The organism is Finegoldia magna, from assembly GCF_002243175.1.
Classification (GTDB): domain Bacteria; phylum Bacillota; class Clostridia; order Tissierellales; family Peptoniphilaceae; genus Finegoldia; species Finegoldia magna_J.
The window spans coordinates 270,589-288,638 of record NZ_NDYF01000010.1; the positions used below are offsets into that span (position 1 = coordinate 270,589).

The following is an 18,050-nucleotide window of genomic DNA, read 5'->3' on the forward strand; positions in this document are numbered from 1 at the left end:
GCTCTCCTTTACAAAATGTTCGCTCCAACAGCTTTTTCGACATTGGTATTGATTCTGTTCATTCCAATGTTCAAGCTACCTTGATTAGAAGGTATCAAGATAATAGCTGGTGAAACTTTATCATTATATCTATCTATTGTTTCTTTGATTTTTTCTGCTATTTGTTCAGTAATAAAAATCACTCCGTAGTCTTCTTTTGCTAATCTATCAACTGTTTTTCTAGCATCAGTGCTTTCAATAGATTCAAAAACATCTACTCCCAAAGCTTTGAAGACCAACACAGAATCTCTATCACCTACTACAGCTACTTTTTTACGCATAACTTAACCTCAACTTACTCCTGATATAATCAGGTTTCAATGAGTTAATCTTTCCTACAAAAATAATCCTCAAATTCTTAATTTCAGTTTCTTTTGCAAATAAATATCCAAATAAAACCTCAGGTCCATAAGTAACCTTTTTGATTTCTTTGATTTTTTCCATCAAATAATCATCCATTGCCTTTTCAAAGACAGATAAACTATTTGATTTCTTATACTCGCTGATAGCTTCCTTTACATAGTAGTAAATTCTAGCTTGTTTGAATAATGGACTATCTTCAGTAATTTCAGAATGCAATTCACTTTCAAACTTTTCAGATTCAATACTTCCATTAGGAATAATGACTTTTTTCAAAAATTCTAAGCTTTTCTTTTGATTTTGAACTCTAAGTAAAGTTTTAATATTAGTAAAATCTATCAAATCTTCAACGTATTCATTTATCAAATCTGAGTCAATTTGTTTTGCAATTTCTGAAGTTTCCACAAAATATTCTCTGTCAGCATAAATATCTACCATTTGAGGATCTTTGTTCTCTTCATAGTCAGCGATTGATTCTTTAATAACTTTATCAAAATGTTCCATTTCAATTTCAGTATTTTCTCTAATTGAATCTCTCATGCTCTTGAATTCAATTCTAGTTATATCGCTTAACATTGAAGAAAAATCTTCATTTTTTAGATATTCTTTAATCAAAACTTTTAAATTATGATAATCGTATTTTAATGCCATTAAATCGACAGGAAATTGGAAACTACTCATATCATACATGTATTTATAAGTCTTTTTTAACTCATTTTTCAAAGCAACATCGTAATTCTTATAATTATCAAGCTTTGCAAATTCTGATTGATACACTGAATCCGAAAGTAATCTTACAGTTTCTTCTAAATTACTTGCATCTATCAGTCTTTCATAATCATTCTTACTCAACAATTCCTTTTCTTTGACACGAGTTATAGCAGATTGATGTATGAAATCTTCTTTTTTCATATTATCACCTACTTCTTAAAAAGAGTTTTTGCAATTTCTACTTCCAATTCATCTTTCATTGAATCGACCAGTGAAGAAAAATTATTATTGATTAATACATTACCTCTTTTAATACAAAATCCGCTTTCAACTGTTTCATCTGATACTTTTACATTAAAGTTTTCATTCTTCAAACTGTCGTACTTATCAGATTGTAATACTAACAAATCATCACTATTCAAATCCATTTTTGATAAACTGTTTGTTAAGTATTTTTTATAATCTTCAAGTGACATATTCTTTAATTTATCTTTAATTTTTTGTAAAACACTATCGATTACTTCTTGCTTTGCAAAAAGTGCATTATCTCTTGACTTTAAAACAACTTGAGATAAATGTCTATCATATACGCCTTTTGCCTCAGATTCTGCTTTTTTTAATATTGTATCTTTTTCTTGATTAGCCTGGTCTATTTTAGTTTCAATGATTTTTTCTTTTTCTTGGTTTGCATTATTCAGAATTTGTTCAGATTCTTTTTTTGCATCTTCAAGAATTTCATTAATTATATTATCTAAATTAGACATCTAAATCACCATTAAGCTTGGATTTGGTTCATTAATAAGAATGAAATAGCGAATGCTAAGATGGCATATAACTCAACCATTACGGCATAGATAATACCTTTTGCTTGTTGAGGTTCATTCTTTGCTAAGATATTGATACCACTAACTGCTACTTTACTTTGAGCAATTGCTGAGAAATATCCTACAACACCTACTGGTAATGCTGCTGCAATGTAAACATATCCTTGTGCTAGAGAAATATTTCCACCTACAAGTTTGAATAGAATTAAGATACCAATTACGAAACCGTACAAACCTTGTGTACCTGGTAATAATTGAAGTACTAATGATTTACCAAATTTTTCTGGTTCTTCAATAACTACTCCAGCTGCAGCTTCCCCTGCTCTACCTACACCTTTAGCAGATCCCATACCTGAGAACAAAACTGCTATTACTACTGATAATACTCCTAAAACTAATCCACCGTTTTCTAAAAAGAATTTTTCCATAATATCCTCCTATTTGTTTGTTATATTAAAATATTCTGATTCTGTTATAAGTTTCTTGAATGGTACTCCGCCACCTTCGTAGAATTTGTTAAACATTTCTACGAAAATCAATCTTGCAGAGTGAACGTATGCTGACAAGTAAGATAAGAATGCGTTGAATGCTTGGAATACCACGAATACGATAAGTCCAAATATAAATCCTATGATACTTGATTCAGCCATCATTTTTACAATCATATTAATTGCTACTGCAATATATGCTCCTGATAAGCCCAATGCCATAAGTCTCATATAAGATACGAAATCTCCAATCCAGCCAGATATTCCGTACAATGAATACAATCCTGAACCAAGCTTACCACCGATGCTTTTTGCATCTCTTCCTGCTGTAAGAATAATTCCAACAGCTGATGCTATAGCAATCCATTTTGCAATTGTCAATGCCACAGCTGGCAATGCTAAAGTCTTACCAATTAGTAAAACTAATATACTAATAATAATTAAATACCATAGTCCAACATCATAAAATGCATCTAAAGGCTTGTGATCTCTAATCAACATGTAAGCCTTGATTCCCAATGCAAAGAATAAATGTATAAAACCAAAGATTAAGCATAAAACTATTAAAGTCATTGCGTTTTTGCTTGTGTCAATTATAGGTGTCATCGGTATTATTCCACCAAAGAATGATCCATAAATGTATCCCCAGAACATTGAGGCAATTGATATGAACATAAAGAATTTCAAGAATTGCTTTTTCTTTTCATCAAGATTAAAAACCTTGAGAGCTACTATTATTGCTAAAAATACAATCAATCCGTATCCCAAATCACCAATCATCATTCCTGAGAAGAAACAATAGAAAGGTGCCAATAATGGTGTTGGATCAACTTCGTTGTATTTTGGCAATGAATACATTCCCGTTATACTTTCAAAAGCTTTTGCAAATCCTCTGTTTTTCAAAATAATCGGTACATTTGGATCGTTTTTATCTGCTGGATTCATTTCCAAATAATACTTATTATTCAATGAGTTTTGTAGTAGATTTTCAAAATCTTTTTCCTTATCTGTAGGAATATATCCTTCGATTATATCAATCTTATCCGTCTTCTTAATTTTACTTGTAGCTTCTTCTTTTAAGCTGTTGTTTTCAAGATAATCATGATAAATCTTAAATTGTTCAGTCAAATCTGTTTTTGATTTAATTTGATCTTCAATTTCTTTGTAATGCTTTTTGTTTGCAATGATTTGTTCGTCAATATTCTTAATTTCATCTTTTACAAGTCCATGTGCTTTAATATTAATGTTGACAAATCCATTGTCTCTTAGGATATCTTGCGCCTTTTCATAATCCTTAGCGATAACAAGCAAGTAAACAAAGCCTGAATTACGAGAAATTTCTTCGATATAAATATCTTCAATGTCTTTTGTGTTTAATTTCAACTGATCGATGAATTTATCACTTACAGTTCCAGTAACCACCTTAACTCTTTCAAAATCATCAATCTTTGAAATATCCAAATCTAACTCCTCCCATGGAGTTAATTCAGATTTTTTTTGGTTCAAAGTTTGATTGTTCTGATCAAGTTCAGTTAGTTGTTTATCCAAAGATGAAAGTTCTTTGTAGTGTTCATCAAAGTCAAAATCAAGTGCTTTTTTAGTAAGCTCATCTAGTCTAAATGTTTTCTTACCTTGCTTTAATTCGTCTATCTTATTGTGCTTTTCTGAATACTTTTCAAGCAAATCTATAGACCATTTTACTTTGGTAAGCTTTTCACTAGTGCTAACAATTTGTTCAGAATTATCTAAATTCCTTACACCTTGATTTTCGTCTTCTACTTTCTTTTCATCAATATGAACATAATTAAACTTTTGAAGATCTTCGAGTAATTTTTCCCTATCATAATCAAATGAATACAAATCAAATTTGCTCATTTTTACAATAGCCATTAACTCACTATCCTTTCAACGATTTTGTCTACAAGTCCTTCAACTGTATCAGTGTCGATGTTTTTAATACTTTCATTATTCATCTTGGCTTTTTGTTCCAAATCTTTTGATTCTTCAATTGCTTTATTCTTTGAAGATTCTAGTTTTTCATTTCGAACTTTTTGTGCTTCGTTGATAATTTCATCGTATTTTTGCGCAGCTTCTGATTTTGCATCTTCTAAAATGCTTTTTCTTTTTTCATTAGCTTCATCGACAATAAGCTTAGCCTTCTCTTCAGCTTCTTTAATTTTTGATATAGCAGTATCTGACATTGTTTCACCTCCTAATTAGAGATGGTTTTAGAATATGAAAAATACTCTAAAACCATAAGTATATAACTAAAAGCTTTAAAGCTATTTAGTACCAAATAATCTATCTCCTGCATCCCCTAAACCAGGTACAATATAACCGTGTTCGTTTAATTTTTCATCAAGACCTGCCACGTATATATCTACATCTGGATGCTTTTCTTGAACCATTTTGATTCCTTCTGGAGCTGCTATAATATTAACCAATTTGATGTTTTTACATCCATGTTCTTTTAAGAAAGTAATCGCTGCTTCTGCAGAACCACCTGTTGCAAGCATTGGGTCCACAACGATAATATCTCTTTCTTCGACATCTTTTGGCAATTTACAATAATATTCAACAGGTTTTAATGTTTCAGGATCTCTGTACAATCCAATGTGTCCCACCTTTGCTGCTGGTAATACACTTAAGAATCCTTCAACCATTCCCAAACCTGCTCTTAAAATTGGAACTACTCCCAACTTTTTCCCACTAAGAGTTTGGCCGGTAGTTGTTCCTATCGGAGTTTCTACTTCGCAATCTTCTAATTTAAAGTCTCTAGTAACTTCATAGCACATTAAAGTTGCTATTTCAGAAACTAACTGTCTAAATTGATTGCTTCCTGTGTTTTTATCACGTAAAATTGTTAATTTGTGTTTAATCAACGGATGATCAAATACAGTTACTTTACTCATAATTCCTCCTATAAAATAATCTTTATACTCTTTATTATAACATACTAAATTATTTTTATGTTATTAGCACAAGATTTTTTAAGCCTGTTCATTATACTTATACCCATTTTTTGTTCATTTACCCCTTCACAAATTAATAATTTGTAATTTAATTTGTCTAATTCTCTGAGGTAAGCGAAGATATTATGCGCAAAGTTCAAATAATCATTTCGTTTTGAAATAATTTTTACATTTTTGAAGTTTACATTCTGCGCTGTTTCTTCTGTGAGTATAAATCCAATTTCATCGGTATTTATTTCTAAGCTATCAACATAATTTTGTATGTTATCCATGTTTCCTTTGATTACTATGAGTTTTGTTTTAGGTGCGTAGTGCTTGTATTTTTGTCCTGGTGATTTCGGAATAGTCTTAGAATCGATTAATGATTTATCGTATACAACCTCATCCAAATACTCTTCCAAATCTTCTTTTGTGTAAAACCCCGGTCTAAGTATGGTGTATGGTTTTTCTGTCAAATCGACAACCGTGGATTCTATTCCGATGTTGCAACTTCCTCCATCCAAAATCATTTCAATCTCACCTTGCATATCACTGTACACATCTTGTGCGTTAGTTGGTGATGGTCTTCCTGATTTGTTCGCAGAGGGTGCTGCTATCGGACAATTAGATTTATCTATCAAAAATCTTGCGATTTCATCTGACGGGTTTCTAATTGCTACGGTATTCCCTCCACAACTTACAACGTCATTAACTTTGTCACTTTTTTTGAAAATTATAGTCAATGGACCTGGCCACAAATTATCCATCAATTTTTTCTGATCTTCAGTGATTTCTGACGATAAATTTCTGACCATTTCCTCGTTAGTTACGTGTAGAATTAGTGGATTGTCTCTTTTTCTTCTCTTGACATCGAATATCTTCTTACAAGCATCTTCGTCTAATCCATTTGCACCTAATCCGTATACTGTTTCTGTTGGAAATGCAACTACACTTCCATTTTTTATTAAATCTGCAGCTTTTTCAAGTGCGTGTATTTTGTTTTGTCCGTCTAATTTTTCAATAATCGTATTCATACTAATATCTTTCTAATATAGTTTTCATCAATTTATTCGAATCATGCACGATGTAATCATAGCTGATATCACATATATCGGCTTCTATGATTTCTATGCCTAATTTTTCCATATTTTCACGATCTTCATCTGTAATATAAATCGGCGTAGAATTCTCAATTGATTTGTATCTGTACTTCGCGTATTTGTCTACTTCTTTGGAATTAACGACGATTTTGTCGATAATGTTTGAATTTGCGTGATCAATAATGGCAACTACATGATCTGTAACACTGTAACCATTAGTTTCACCAGGTTGAGTCATTATGTTCAATATGTACACAACTTCTGCCTTTGTTTCTTTTAGCGCTTGTGATATGTCTGTTACTAAAAGATTGGGAATTATTGATGTGTACAAAGACCCTGGACCTAAAAGTACAATGTCAGCATCCATTATACTATCTATGGATTCTTTTAATGGCAAAAGAAGTTTAGGTGATGTGTATACTCTTTTTATTTTACCTCCGTTTTTTCTATTCAAAAACGTGATGTTCGATTCACCTTCAATAGTCGAACCATCTTCCAATTCTGCAAATAATTTGACATTATCCAAAGTCATTGGCAACACTTTTCCCGTAATCGCCAAAACATTGCTTATTTCTCTTATAGCTTCGTTGAAATCACCACAAATATCATTCATCGCAGCTATCAATAAATTGCCTAAGCTCTGCCCTTTTAATTGACCATTTGAAAATCTATAATTAATTAATTTTTCCATTATCGGTTCAGTATTAGCAAGTGCCACAAGACAATTTCTAATGTCACCAGGAGGTAACATTCCCAAATCTTCTCTAAGAACTCCACTTCCTCCACCATCATCAGCTACCGTTACAATCGTAGTTATGTTTGATGTGAAATTCTTGACGCCTCTTAACAATATAGAATTGCCTGTTCCTCCACCGATAGTTACTATCTTTTTACCAAAATTTTTGGTCTCTGTGGGATACATAAACTTTTTCTCCATTTCCTTCAAGCCTTGCTGTCAAAGCTTGTGCTATTGCAACGGACCTGTGCTTTCCGCCGGTGCATCCTATTCCTATAACCAAGTTTGTCTTTCCTTCTTTTGAATATTTAGGAATCAAAAATTCCAACATATCCACCAATTTATCCATGAATTCATTTGCTTCTTCAAATCCAAATACATACTCTTTTATATCTGTATTTAGTCCAGAAGATTTTTTTAATTTTTCTATATAGTAGGGATTCGGAAGAAACCTGACATCAAATATCAAATCTGCATCCAGCAAAATTCCATGCTTAAATCCAAATGATACTACAGATATCGCTAGTTTTGTGTCTACATCTTTAAGTGAAAATGCAGATAATATTTTTCTTCTCAATTCTCCCAGTGTCAAATTAGAAGTGTTGATGATTGAATCTGCTGAATTTCTGACTTCAGTTAGAAGTTCTCTTTCATTAGCTATACCTTCTGAAATATTTCCATTGACTGCCAATGGATGTGGTCTTCTATGTTCTTTGTATCTTCTGATTAGAATTTCATCTGATGCATCCAAATACAAAATTTTGACATCAATACTTTGATTTTTCAAAAGTGTTATGGATTTCATCAAATCAGCGAAGAATTCCCCACCTCTAATATCTACTACGCATGCGATTTTGTTGATTTTTTTCTTGCTTTTTGTAGTCAAATCGATAAAACTCAATAAAAGAGATGGCGGCATATTATCCAATGTATAATATCCCAAATCTTCAAAAATATCGCTGCTGGCACTTTTACCAGCTCCACTCATTCCTGTGATAATTACAACTTCCATGAATTCTCCTAATCGATGTTTATAATTCTACTAATATCCAACCCTGATTCAATTACTCTTTTGATGCTATCATTCACATTTGCAATATTTTTTCTGTGATGAGCATCACTCCCTAAACTAAATTTAACATTATAATGTGAAGAAATTTTGATTTCTTCTACTGATAAATGTGGATGATGATTATTAATCTCCATAACCGTGTTTGTTTTTTCGCATGTTTGTGCGATTCTGTCTATATCCACATCTATTTTATCCCCAGGATGCGTTATTATAAAAATATCGTTGTTCTCCAATGCTTTTACCATTGTATTTGTATTCAATTCAATCATTTTTTCTCTGACGGATTGTCCCATCCAGCTCATTCTTTTTAAAACATGATAATTATAAAAAGATTTTTTGTCTACAAATCTAACTCCATCGTGAAATCCAAGATTGATAAAATCAAAATACTTTTTTTCTTCTTCTCTAATATCTATCTCTCCGTCGTAGCCAATTACGTTAGCTTCAACTCCCATCAAAATTTCGATATCATCGTATTTTTCTTTGAGCCTATCAATTTCTTCACGTTGCACAGGAATTAATTTTCTTTTTATCCCATACATTATGTGTCCTGGACCGTGATCAGTTATGCTTATAGTCTTCAACTTTTTTGATCTGGCTTCTTGCACTATTTCTTCGATTGTACTTTTGCCGTGATTGTTACGACTGTAAACCGAATGCACGTGATATTCTCTGGTTAATTTTATCTTATTTTCCACCGATAATTCTCACTTCTGGTTCTAACTTTACATTGAATTTTTCAAACACGACTTCTTGCACATGTTCTATAACCGCTACAACATCAGAGCATTTTGCATCTCCAACATTTACTATGAAACCGCAATGTTTTTCGCTAACCATCGCATCATTGTATCTGTAGCCTCTAAGACCTGCTTGATCAATCAATTGTCCCGCAAAGTGTCCTTCTGGTCTTTTGAAAACTGAGCCGCAAGAAGGAAGTTCCAATGGTTGCTTTGATGTTCGTCTTTCTGTGTAATCGTGAAAATTATTGAGGATTTCTTGTTGGTCACCTTTTTTTAGCAAAAATTCAACTTCCAAAACGACTAATTTTTCATCTTGAACTCTTGAATGTCTGTATGAAAAATCCATCTCATCACAGCTATAATATTTTACATTCAAATTTGAATCAATCACCTTAACTCTGTGAACAATATCTTTCATTTCTGTTCCATAGGCACCTGCATTCATTGTAATAGCCCCTCCAATGTCTCCAGGTATGCCGCTAACAGCTTCAAAACCAGCGTATGAGTTGTTAATAGCTAATTTACTGACAGCGCTCAATAATGCCCCTGATCTTGCCGTTAAAGTGTCCCCATCAATTTTCATGTCATTGAAATTATCGTGTAGTTTAATTACAACTTCCCTCAAACCTTCATCGCTAACTAACAAATTTGATCCGTTACCTATAATTCTGTAAGCAAAGTCGTTTTGCTTTATTAATTGAATGGCATTTATTATTTGTTCTTCGGTTTGAGGAAATATCATAACATCACAACTACCTCCAATTTTGAAGGTAGTGTGATTTTTCATTGGTTCATCGTACAAAATTTCTCCGATGTTTTTCCCATCAAAAACTTGTTTATAAATGTTCATAAGCTTGCTCCGCACTGTACAATGTTCCGAAAATTATAATTACATCATCTTTGAAATGTTCAATAGCATAATCCACAGCGTCATTTACATTTGATTTTGCAACAACATTATCACTGTAGGCTTCGATTTGCTTCTTCAAATCTTCTGCTTTTAATGCTCTTGGTGAGTCTGGCGTAAATGTCACAAATGCCTTGGCATTTTCGTGAATTAGTTTGATTTCGTCGTTGTAGTCCTTGTCCTTCAAAACTCCGTAAACAAACACGATTTTTTTATCGCCAAACACAGATTCTATTGATGATTTCAAAGCTTTTACACCATCTGCATTGTGTCCACCATCGTAAATCACTGTAGGATTGTGTCTAATTACATCAAATCTTGCCGGAATGTATGCGTTTTTGAAACCTTTTATTATATCTTCATCCGACAAATCAAGTTCATCTCTTAAAACATCAATAGCACTCAATGCCAATTGGGCGTTGTATAATTGATATCTTCCAACTAATCTAGTTTCGATGTGCAAATTTTTCCAATCAAAAGAGTTATGGGTTGCGTTGATTTCGATGTTTTTTGCTTCGTCAAAATCGCAAATGTATAGCTTGTTGTTTCTTTCTTCTGCAACTTCTCTGAATACATCTAATACACTTTCTTGTTGATCATAAACAACACATCTTCCATTTTGTTTCATAATACAAGCTTTTTCGTATGCGATTTCTTCTAAAGTATTTCCCAAATACTCTTGATGATCCAATCCAATTTTTGTAATTACAGATAACAAAGTTTCATCTGTAGCGTTAGTAGCATCCAATCTTCCACCCATTCCAACTTCAAGAACAACATATTCACATTTTTGTTCTGCAAAATAGTAAATCGCACACAAAGTTATAAATTCGAATGTAGACACTTTTATATCATTTTCTTCAATAGTGTCCTTGATAATTTCGAAAATTCTCATGAAATCTTCTTCTGAAATTTCTTTGTCGATTTTTATTCTATCGTAAAAATTAATTATGTGAGGTGATGTAAAAAGTCCAGTTTTATATCCGTGTTCTTTAAGTGTTTGGTATATAAAAGTTGATGTGGAACCTTTACCGTTGGTTCCTGCAACGTGAATTATTTTAAAACTTTTTTCGGGATTGCCTAGAATTTTCAAAGTTTTTTGCATTCTGTCAAGTCCCAACTTGTAACCATCTCTTCCGATTTTGTCCAAATATTCATAAATTAATTCGCTATTCATTTTTTTCTCCTAAATTTAAATATATATCTAATTATATCATTACTTGCTATAATATAAAAAACTCGAGCGTTTAAACTCGAGTTAATTTTTAATTCATCATTTTTAATTTTTCAGCTTGATCATAGCTTGTCAAATCGTCAATCATTTCTTCGATATCTCCATCTAAGAAATTTTGTAATTGGAATATTGTTTTGTTGATTCTGTGATCAGTTATTCTTCCTTGTGGGAAGTTGTAAGTTCTAATTCTTTCAGAACGATCTCCTGTACCTACTTGGGATTTACGCGCATCTGCTCTGTCTTTATTCTTTTCTTCTTCCATCAAATCGTACAATCTAGATTTCAAAACTTTCATAGCTTTGTCTTTGTTCTTGATTTGTGATTTTTCATCTTGACATGTTACTACAAGCCCTGTTGGAATGTGTGTGATTCTAACAGCAGAGTCAGTAGTGTTTACGCATTGACCACCATTACCACTTGCTCTGAACACGTCAATTCTCAAATCTTTTTGTTCGATTTTAACATCGACATCTTCTGCTTCTGGCAATACCGCAACAGTTGCAGTAGAAGTGTGAATTCTTCCTGAACTTTCAGTTTGAGGAACTCTTTGTACCCTGTGAACTCCAGATTCGTATTTTAATCTAGAATAAGCGCCTTTTCCTTTTACCATCATTACAACTTCTTTGATTCCACCAACACCTTGTTGTTGAATATCCATAACTTCTGTTGTCCAGCGTTTCTTGTCTGAATACATTTGGTACATTCTCAAAAGTTCACCAGCAAATAATCCTGCCTCATCTCCACCGGCACCTGCTCTTATTTCAATAAACACGTTCTTTTCGTCGTTAGGATCTTTTGGCAACAACAAAATCTTCAACTCTTCTTGATCATTTTCGATTTGTTCTTCCAATGTTGAGATTTCGTCTTTCAATAGTTCTTCCATTTCACTATCTCCAGTAGTTCCCAACATCTCCTTGTCTTCTTCCAAATTTTTCAAATTGTCTTTGTAAGACAAATATTTATTAACAACTGGTTCTAAATCAGCGTGTTCTTTCATTAATTTCGTCCAATTTTCCATGTCAGCGATAACTTCAGGATCTGCGACTTTTACTTCTAAGTCTTTGAATTTATCTACAACACTATCTAAATTTTCAAACATAATTACCTCCTCGCAATTATTACTCTATCAAAACCGTTAAAGTCTTTTATGCAGTAGTGATTTTTGAATCCATTTTCATCTAAAATTTGAAATATACTCTCTCTTTGATTATATCCTATTTCAAAAGCAATCATACCATCTTCATTTAAATAATCACTAGCTTTATTTATTATCTTTCTATAAAAATAAAGTCCATCATCTCCACCAAAAAGTGCAGAGCGTGGTTCTTTTAAAATCTTTGTTTCAAGTAAATTGAAATCTTTTTTGTCTATATAAGGCGGATTGGAAACTATCAAATCATACTTAGAATTCACATTCTCATACAAATCAGAATAAATAAATTCAACGTCAGTTGCATTCAAACTCTCTGCATTTTTCTTGGAAAGTTCAATAGCTTTTTCGTTTATATCCACTCCTAAAACTTTTGAATCCAATTCCAAATTCAAAGTGATTGATATTATCCCCGAGCCAATTCCGATTTCAAGTATATTGTCAAACTTACGATTAGTCTTGATTATTTCATCTACTAAAATTTCAGTATCAAATCTAGGAATCAAAACATTAGGATCCGTATAAAACTTTCTATTGTAAAAGTACTTGAATCCAAGTATATATTCAATCGGAATATCTTCATCGTAAAGTTTTTTATATTCTAATATTGTTTTCTCATCATCCTCACTTATCTCATCATTCGAATGAATAATAGAATCAGAGAAACTATAGTTGTATAATTTTTCCAAAATCATCAGACAATCAGATTTGTCGAACAAATTATAAATATCATTTATTACCATAAATCTTCATCTTCTTTTTCTGGAATTACACTTTTAAGTGCCAATATAGCAACTTCTATCATCTTGTCATCAGGTTCTCTCACTGTAAAAAACTTTTGAACCCATAATCCTGGCTTCACAAGTAGTGCCGTTATTGTATTGTCATATTTTCCGATTAATCTATTAATTTCATAAGAGATTGACACAATCACAGGAAGTAATATGATACGATACATCATTCTCATCAGTGGATTTGGCCATCCAACTAAGCTCAACACCAAAATGGAAATTATCATAACCGTAAACAAAAAACTAGTACCACATCTTGGATGAAGTCTGCTTTGTTTTCTAACATTTTCAACCGTCAAATCCAGCCCTTGTTCATAACAATAAATACTTTTGTGTTCAGCACCATGATATTCAAACACTCTTTTCATATCTTTTGAATGTGAAACTATAAAAAGATATGTGAAAAATATTATAATTCGTATCAATCCTTCGATTAAATTGAAACTAAAAGATGAATCATTAAGCTTAACAAATGATGTAAGAAATGTTGGAATGAAGAAGAAAAACAATAGTGCCAATGCCACTGATGCAATTATTGAAAACACATTTTCTACTTTTCTGGCATTGTTTTTTAAATGTTTGTCGAAGAAGTTTTCGCTATCATCTTCATAAAAACTTGCAGAATACATCAAAGCATCCATTCCCAACTTCATCGAATCAAACAAACTAACAATTCCTCTTATGAAAGGAATCTTCATCAAATTTATTATATTGTTTTCTAAGTCTTTTACAACCAAATCAATTTCTTGATCAGGTTTTCTGACCGCTATTGAATACTTCGAAGGACCTCTCATCAAAATTCCCTCGATTAAAGCTTGTCCTCCTATTGTCGTTTTCTTCATTTCAATTTACCTTTTCATTGTTCATTATCTATTTTTTAACACAAAAATACCAGCACCAAAAAGGTACTGGCAAAAATGCTAATCCATGTTGTATTTTTTCTTGAATTTTTCTACTCTACCACCATGTTCTACAAATCTTTGACGTCCTGTATAAAATGGGTGACATTGACTACAAACTTCGACGTTTATGTTTTCTTTAGTAGATCCTACTTTAAAAGTATTGCCACAAGAAGCGCAAGTTACTGTAGCTTCGTGGTATTCTGGATGTAAATCTTTTTTCATATTATCACCTCGTTTTTCTCAAAATTATTTTCGACTTACCTATTATAACACATGAGTATGAACTTGTCTACAAAATTTGAATATTTCATTATAATTTTCTTTACAAACTTTGCAAATTATTTATTGATTTTACAAATTCTTGGTTTGATTTTGTGTTTTTAATCATTTTGATAATTTGATTCGCAATATCTTTATTTTCCTGTGAATTCAATTGTTTTCTGATTTTATTAATTGCAGATAATTCTTCTTTTGTAAGAAGCAATTCATCTTTTCTAGTTCCAGATTTGTTCAAATCAATCGCAGGGAATACTCTTTGTTCCGACAAATTCCTATCCAATTTGATTTCCATATTTCCAGTTCCCTTGAATTCTTCGAAAATAACATCATCCATTCTGGAACCCGTTTCAATCAAAGCTGTCGCCAATATAGTCAATGAACCGCCTTCTTCAATATTTCTTGCAGCACCGAAAAATCTTTTAGGACCATTCAATGCTAGAGGATCAAGTCCTCCAGACAATGTCTTACCCGAATAAGGACTAGTAACATTATATGCACGAGATAATCTAGTAATTGAATCAACCAATATTACAACATCCTTTTTGTGTTCTACAAGCCTCTTGGCTCTTTCAATCACGATTTCAGCAACCCTAATATGATTCTGAGGCATCTCATCAAAAGTAGATGCTACTACATCCGCTCCTAAAACAGAACGCTTCATATCTGTAACTTCTTCCGGTCTTTCGTCAATCAACAAAACAATAACATGAATTTCCGGATAATTTTTTCTTATTGAATTTGCAATATTTTTAAGCAAAGTCGTCTTACCAGTTTTAGGAGATGCCACTATCAATCCTCTTTGTCCCTTTCCAACAGGACTTATTAAATCCATAATTCTCATTGAAACATTCTTAGAATCTCTTTCTAAAGTCAATCTTTCTCTTGGATAAATAGGTGTCAAATTTTCAAAATCAGGTCTATTTCTCAGATTTTCAACCGTATCTCCATTTACACGATTCACATAAATCAATGCATTGAATTTTTCTTTATCTTTTTTTTCACGACATAATCCTTCTACGAAATCTCCTGTCTTTAGTTTAAATCTTCTAACTTGAACAGGTGGAACATAAATATCATCATCTCCTGAATCATATCCTTCCGATCGCAAAAATCCATATCCATTTTCGTGCAAATCTAAGATTCCTTCCACTTTCAATGGATCCTTCACATCTTTTTCATCATTAGAAGTATCATCGTAATCTTCCTCAGAATTATTTCTCTCGTTAATATTAACCTGACTTATAATCTCTTTTATCAAATCTTGTTTATTGTATTTGCTAATACCTGCAACACCTACAGCCTTAGCAATAATCTTCAAATCTTGTAATTTTTTTGATTCTAATATGTCTTTTTCCAATAAATTTCCTCCTAAATACCTTGGTACAAGAAATACAATCCAAATAACATCAATACTGCACCAAGAACTATTTCTATAATTTTAGAAATCTTAGTATATGAATCATTTTGAATAATCTCTTCGACTTTACCCATCAATAAAGCAGACATAAATACCAAAAAGCAATTCCCAATACCATAAAATACGAACAAAATAATAGAAAATAAAATATTTCTAGTATTAGCCGCTATAGCCATCAATGAAACCAAAACAGGTGTTGAACATGGAGATGCAAACACCGCTTGAATAACGCCAGCTAGAAAAGCTCCCAAAAGTCCAGTTTTTGTAATTTTGCTAGACTTATTTAAGCTAATAATCTTAATAACATGCCAATTTTGAAACGCCATAAGAATTAAAAGTATTCCAATAACAATATAAAAAACTCTACTAAATTGATTTAAAATTTTTCCTACTAAGGCAGCCGTCAATCCGAAAATTGTAAAAACTAAAATACTACCTAAACTAAAAACAAAAGCCACTTTGAACGATTTTTTCTTATCGTAATTATTCCCTGACAAATACCCAATTATAATTGGAATCATCGGCAATGAGCAGGGGAGAAAACTAGTCAAAATCCCCGCAACCAAAGAAATAATAGGAGCCAAATAAACATAATCCTTGACTAATTTTGACAAAAATTCTAATAAACTATCCATTGATCATATCCGAAATCAATATTTCTAATTCATTTTCCTTCAACAAACCTTCGTGAATATATCCCTTTTTACCATTAACAGTAACCTCTTGGAAATACTCATCCATCACGCTTTGACCTTTTTCAGAAAATTTAAAATCTTCTTTTAAAGGAATAAAAATTTGTGTAGGAGTAACTCTAATACCAGCTTGTGATGCAAAATCATTGTTTACATTAACTTCAACATCCTTAACAACAGCTTTCCCCTTGAACTTATTGAAAGTATTGTCTATATATGGAGCCATTTCCTTACAAGGAGCACATTCAATCCAAGTAAAGTTTACAAAAACAGGCTTATCATATGAAAAAAACTTCTCAAAACCAGCATCCTTTCCAGCAAATAAAACATCTTCCTTGTCTACTTCCTTGTAAGCTTCCTTGAAATTATTCAAATCTGATGAACTTTTATTCTCACTACTAGAACTACTATCTTCTTTAACATTTCCATCAGTCTCAGTTTGCTTAGCACTATTATCATTATTAATTGGCATAACTGGTTTATTCTTTATAAAAAACATAATCAAAACAGCTACCGCAATAAATGCAATAACTAAAATAGATTTTGATTTATTACTCTTCATAATCATTTCCTTTCTTTACTTTTAACCTATTACATATTCAAATTACTATTGATTTGCTATATTATTATATCAAACTTGTACTTTTATTTACACCTTAGTAATCACACTTGCAATTTTATCCATAAATATCAAATATTGGCAATAGATATTTATTGTTAATTTGATCTTTCCGTATCCTACCCCTTGTATAAAAAATCCCTGGAAGATTTTTATCCTTGTTTTGCATTCCCCAATCTAGCGAAACTTTAAAGCAAACAATCGAAGCAAAGAATATCATACGGAGAAAATAACCCTAAATTCAAGTGAAGTGAACCGTTAAAAAATTGTGCTGTTTGAGTGCGTAGCACGAGTTCACAATTTTAGGTTCACAAGCTTTGAATTTATTTATTTTCGTAGTCTAGATATTCGTGCAAGATGTTTGCTCTGATTTATGACCTCTGTGTGTCCTGCAACTGTTGTCTTGTGAAAAATTTTTTATCATTTTCTATCCTCTCTCTGCAATCCCCAACACTGCGAAACCTTCAAGCAAACAATCGAAGCAAAGAATATCATACGGAGAAAATAATCATAAATTCAAGCGAAGGGAACCGTTAAAAAATTGTGCTGTCTGAGTGCTTAGCACGAGTTCACAATTTTAGGTTCACAAGCTTTGAATTTATTTATTTTCGTAGTCTAGATATTCGTGCGAGATGTTTGCTCAGATTTTTGACCTACATGTGTCTTACAACTGTTGTATAGCGAATTCTATAAACCATTTTCTATCTTAGTATAGTTAAAAGAACGCACAAAAAAAGACCTAGCGGACATTGTCATCACTAGATCTTAATTGTTTGGCGACTACCTACTCTCCCACGACGTTTCCATCGTAGTACCATCGGCGTTAAGAGGCTTAACTTCTGTGTTCGGCATGGGTACAGGTGTATCCCTCTTGCTCTTATCACCATACTTATTCAATTCTTCATTTCCAATCAATAACAGTATATATTTCCAGTCAAGTTTTCGATTTATTAGTATCAGTTAGCTTTGATATTACTATCTTTACACCTCTGACCTATCTATCTTGTTTTCTTCAAGTAATCTCATAGAAATCTT

20 protein-coding genes and 2 rRNA genes are annotated in these 18,050 nt (G+C 32.0%); all 22 read right to left on the reverse strand.

What is annotated here, in order from left to right:
• Positions 1–8: 8 nt before the first annotated feature.
• Complete coding sequence (locus tag B9N53_RS04480) at positions 9–320, reverse strand: V-type ATP synthase subunit F (RefSeq protein ID WP_002836812.1); 312 nt, start codon at positions 318–320, stop codon at positions 9–11.
• Complete coding sequence (locus B9N53_RS04485) at positions 313–1,311, reverse strand: V-type ATP synthase subunit C (RefSeq protein WP_094203868.1); 999 nt, start codon at positions 1,309–1,311, stop codon at positions 313–315. Before B9N53_RS04485 ends, B9N53_RS04480 begins: the two co-directional genes overlap by 8 nt.
• A gap of 8 nt (positions 1,312–1,319) precedes the next feature.
• Positions 1,320–1,874, reverse strand: coding sequence for a V-type ATP synthase subunit E (locus tag B9N53_RS04490; protein WP_094203869.1), 555 nt, complete (start codon positions 1,872–1,874; stop codon positions 1,320–1,322).
• A gap of 11 nt (positions 1,875–1,885) precedes the next feature.
• Positions 1,886–2,362, reverse strand: coding sequence for a V-type ATP synthase subunit K (locus tag B9N53_RS04495; protein WP_094203870.1), 477 nt, complete (start codon positions 2,360–2,362; stop codon positions 1,886–1,888).
• A gap of 9 nt (positions 2,363–2,371) precedes the next feature.
• On the reverse strand, positions 2,372–4,312 hold the full coding sequence (locus B9N53_RS04500; protein WP_094203871.1) for a V-type ATP synthase subunit I: 1,941 nt from the start codon (positions 4,310–4,312) through the stop codon (positions 2,372–2,374).
• Positions 4,312–4,623 (reverse strand): hypothetical protein, encoded by a 312-nt coding sequence (locus tag B9N53_RS04505; RefSeq protein WP_094203872.1) that lies wholly within the window; start codon positions 4,621–4,623, stop codon positions 4,312–4,314. Before B9N53_RS04505 ends, B9N53_RS04500 begins: the two co-directional genes overlap by 1 nt.
• A gap of 81 nt (positions 4,624–4,704) precedes the next feature.
• Positions 4,705–5,334, reverse strand: a complete 630-nt coding sequence (upp, locus tag B9N53_RS04510; protein WP_094203873.1) for a uracil phosphoribosyltransferase — start codon at positions 5,332–5,334, stop codon at positions 4,705–4,707.
• Positions 5,335–5,378: 44 nt separating this feature from the next.
• A complete protein-coding gene (locus tag B9N53_RS04515) occupies positions 5,379–6,407 on the reverse strand; it encodes an L-threonylcarbamoyladenylate synthase (RefSeq protein ID WP_094203874.1) in 1,029 nt (342 codons plus the stop codon).
• Position 6,408: 1 nt separating this feature from the next.
• Positions 6,409–7,395, reverse strand: a complete 987-nt coding sequence (locus B9N53_RS04520; protein ID WP_094203875.1) for a gluconeogenesis factor YvcK family protein — start codon at positions 7,393–7,395, stop codon at positions 6,409–6,411.
• Entirely contained in the window at positions 7,364–8,221 is an 858-nt protein-coding gene (gene rapZ / locus B9N53_RS04525) for an RNase adapter RapZ (RefSeq protein ID WP_094203876.1), read from the reverse strand. The genes B9N53_RS04520 and rapZ overlap by 32 nt, the downstream gene beginning before the upstream one ends.
• An 8-nt stretch (positions 8,222–8,229) precedes the next feature.
• The gene (locus B9N53_RS04530) at positions 8,230–8,979 is read right to left on the reverse strand and encodes a PHP domain-containing protein (RefSeq protein ID WP_094203877.1); all 750 of its coding nucleotides are present in this window, start codon (positions 8,977–8,979) and stop codon (positions 8,230–8,232) included.
• Entirely contained in the window at positions 8,969–9,874 is a 906-nt protein-coding gene (gene murB / locus B9N53_RS04535; protein WP_094203878.1) for a UDP-N-acetylmuramate dehydrogenase, read from the reverse strand. The genes B9N53_RS04530 and murB overlap by 11 nt, the downstream gene beginning before the upstream one ends.
• Positions 9,861–11,108, reverse strand: coding sequence for a bifunctional folylpolyglutamate synthase/dihydrofolate synthase (locus B9N53_RS04540; RefSeq protein ID WP_094203879.1), 1,248 nt, complete (start codon positions 11,106–11,108; stop codon positions 9,861–9,863). Before B9N53_RS04540 ends, murB begins: the two co-directional genes overlap by 14 nt.
• A gap of 88 nt (positions 11,109–11,196) precedes the next feature.
• The gene (prfA, locus tag B9N53_RS04545) at positions 11,197–12,264 is read right to left on the reverse strand and encodes a peptide chain release factor 1 (RefSeq protein ID WP_094203880.1); all 1,068 of its coding nucleotides are present in this window, start codon (positions 12,262–12,264) and stop codon (positions 11,197–11,199) included.
• Between the two features lie 2 nt (positions 12,265–12,266).
• Complete coding sequence (gene prmC / locus B9N53_RS04550) at positions 12,267–13,058, reverse strand: peptide chain release factor N(5)-glutamine methyltransferase (RefSeq protein WP_094203881.1); 792 nt, start codon at positions 13,056–13,058, stop codon at positions 12,267–12,269.
• Positions 13,052–13,948, reverse strand: coding sequence for a DUF1385 domain-containing protein (locus tag B9N53_RS04555; RefSeq protein WP_094203882.1), 897 nt, complete (start codon positions 13,946–13,948; stop codon positions 13,052–13,054). Before B9N53_RS04555 ends, prmC begins: the two co-directional genes overlap by 7 nt.
• A gap of 78 nt (positions 13,949–14,026) precedes the next feature.
• A complete protein-coding gene (gene rpmE, locus B9N53_RS04560) occupies positions 14,027–14,230 on the reverse strand; it encodes a 50S ribosomal protein L31 (protein WP_002836835.1) in 204 nt (67 codons plus the stop codon).
• A gap of 100 nt (positions 14,231–14,330) precedes the next feature.
• The gene (gene rho, locus B9N53_RS04565) at positions 14,331–15,644 is read right to left on the reverse strand and encodes a transcription termination factor Rho (protein ID WP_094203883.1); all 1,314 of its coding nucleotides are present in this window, start codon (positions 15,642–15,644) and stop codon (positions 14,331–14,333) included.
• A gap of 11 nt (positions 15,645–15,655) precedes the next feature.
• Positions 15,656–16,339, reverse strand: coding sequence for a cytochrome c biogenesis CcdA family protein (locus tag B9N53_RS04570; protein ID WP_094203884.1), 684 nt, complete (start codon positions 16,337–16,339; stop codon positions 15,656–15,658).
• Positions 16,332–16,958, reverse strand: a complete 627-nt coding sequence (locus tag B9N53_RS04575) for a thioredoxin family protein (protein WP_094203885.1) — start codon at positions 16,956–16,958, stop codon at positions 16,332–16,334. Before B9N53_RS04575 ends, B9N53_RS04570 begins: the two co-directional genes overlap by 8 nt.
• Positions 16,959–17,786: 828 nt before the next feature.
• Positions 17,787–17,903, reverse strand: a 5S ribosomal RNA gene (gene rrf, locus B9N53_RS04580).
• A gap of 42 nt (positions 17,904–17,945) precedes the next feature.
• Positions 17,946–18,050, reverse strand: a 23S ribosomal RNA gene (locus tag B9N53_RS04585); the annotation flags it as partial.

Excerpts from the sequence above, each read along its gene's own strand:
- B9N53_RS04480 (WP_002836812.1), bottom strand. The coding sequence starts at position 320 with ATGCGTAAAAAAGTAGCTGTAGTAGGTGATAGAGATTCTGTGTTGGTC.
- B9N53_RS04485 (WP_094203868.1), bottom strand. The coding sequence starts at position 1,311 with ATGAAAAAAGAAGATTTCATACATCAATCTGCTATAACTCGTGTCAAA.
- B9N53_RS04490 (WP_094203869.1), bottom strand. The coding sequence starts at position 1,874 with ATGTCTAATTTAGATAATATAATTAATGAAATTCTTGAAGATGCAAAA.
- B9N53_RS04495 (WP_094203870.1), bottom strand. The coding sequence starts at position 2,362 with ATGGAAAAATTCTTTTTAGAAAACGGTGGATTAGTTTTAGGAGTATTA.
- B9N53_RS04500 (WP_094203871.1), bottom strand. The coding sequence starts at position 4,312 with ATGGCTATTGTAAAAATGAGCAAATTTGATTTGTATTCATTTGATTAT.
- B9N53_RS04505 (WP_094203872.1), bottom strand. The coding sequence starts at position 4,623 with ATGTCAGATACTGCTATATCAAAAATTAAAGAAGCTGAAGAGAAGGCT.
- upp (WP_094203873.1), bottom strand. The coding sequence starts at position 5,334 with ATGAGTAAAGTAACTGTATTTGATCATCCGTTGATTAAACACAAATTA.
- B9N53_RS04515 (WP_094203874.1), bottom strand. The coding sequence starts at position 6,407 with ATGAATACGATTATTGAAAAATTAGACGGACAAAACAAAATACACGCA.
- B9N53_RS04520 (WP_094203875.1), bottom strand. The coding sequence starts at position 7,395 with ATGTATCCCACAGAGACCAAAAATTTTGGTAAAAAGATAGTAACTATC.
- rapZ (WP_094203876.1), bottom strand. The coding sequence starts at position 8,221 with ATGGAAGTTGTAATTATCACAGGAATGAGTGGAGCTGGTAAAAGTGCC.
- murB (WP_094203878.1), bottom strand. The coding sequence starts at position 9,874 with ATGAACATTTATAAACAAGTTTTTGATGGGAAAAACATCGGAGAAATT.
- B9N53_RS04540 (WP_094203879.1), bottom strand. The coding sequence starts at position 11,108 with ATGAATAGCGAATTAATTTATGAATATTTGGACAAAATCGGAAGAGAT.
- prfA (WP_094203880.1), bottom strand. The coding sequence starts at position 12,264 with ATGTTTGAAAATTTAGATAGTGTTGTAGATAAATTCAAAGACTTAGAA.
- prmC (WP_094203881.1), bottom strand. The coding sequence starts at position 13,058 with ATGGTAATAAATGATATTTATAATTTGTTCGACAAATCTGATTGTCTG.
- B9N53_RS04555 (WP_094203882.1), bottom strand. The coding sequence starts at position 13,948 with ATGAAGAAAACGACAATAGGAGGACAAGCTTTAATCGAGGGAATTTTG.
- rpmE (WP_002836835.1), bottom strand. The coding sequence starts at position 14,230 with ATGAAAAAAGATTTACATCCAGAATACCACGAAGCTACAGTAACTTGC.
- B9N53_RS04570 (WP_094203884.1), bottom strand. The coding sequence starts at position 16,339 with ATGGATAGTTTATTAGAATTTTTGTCAAAATTAGTCAAGGATTATGTT.
- B9N53_RS04575 (WP_094203885.1), bottom strand. The coding sequence starts at position 16,958 with ATGAAGAGTAATAAATCAAAATCTATTTTAGTTATTGCATTTATTGCG.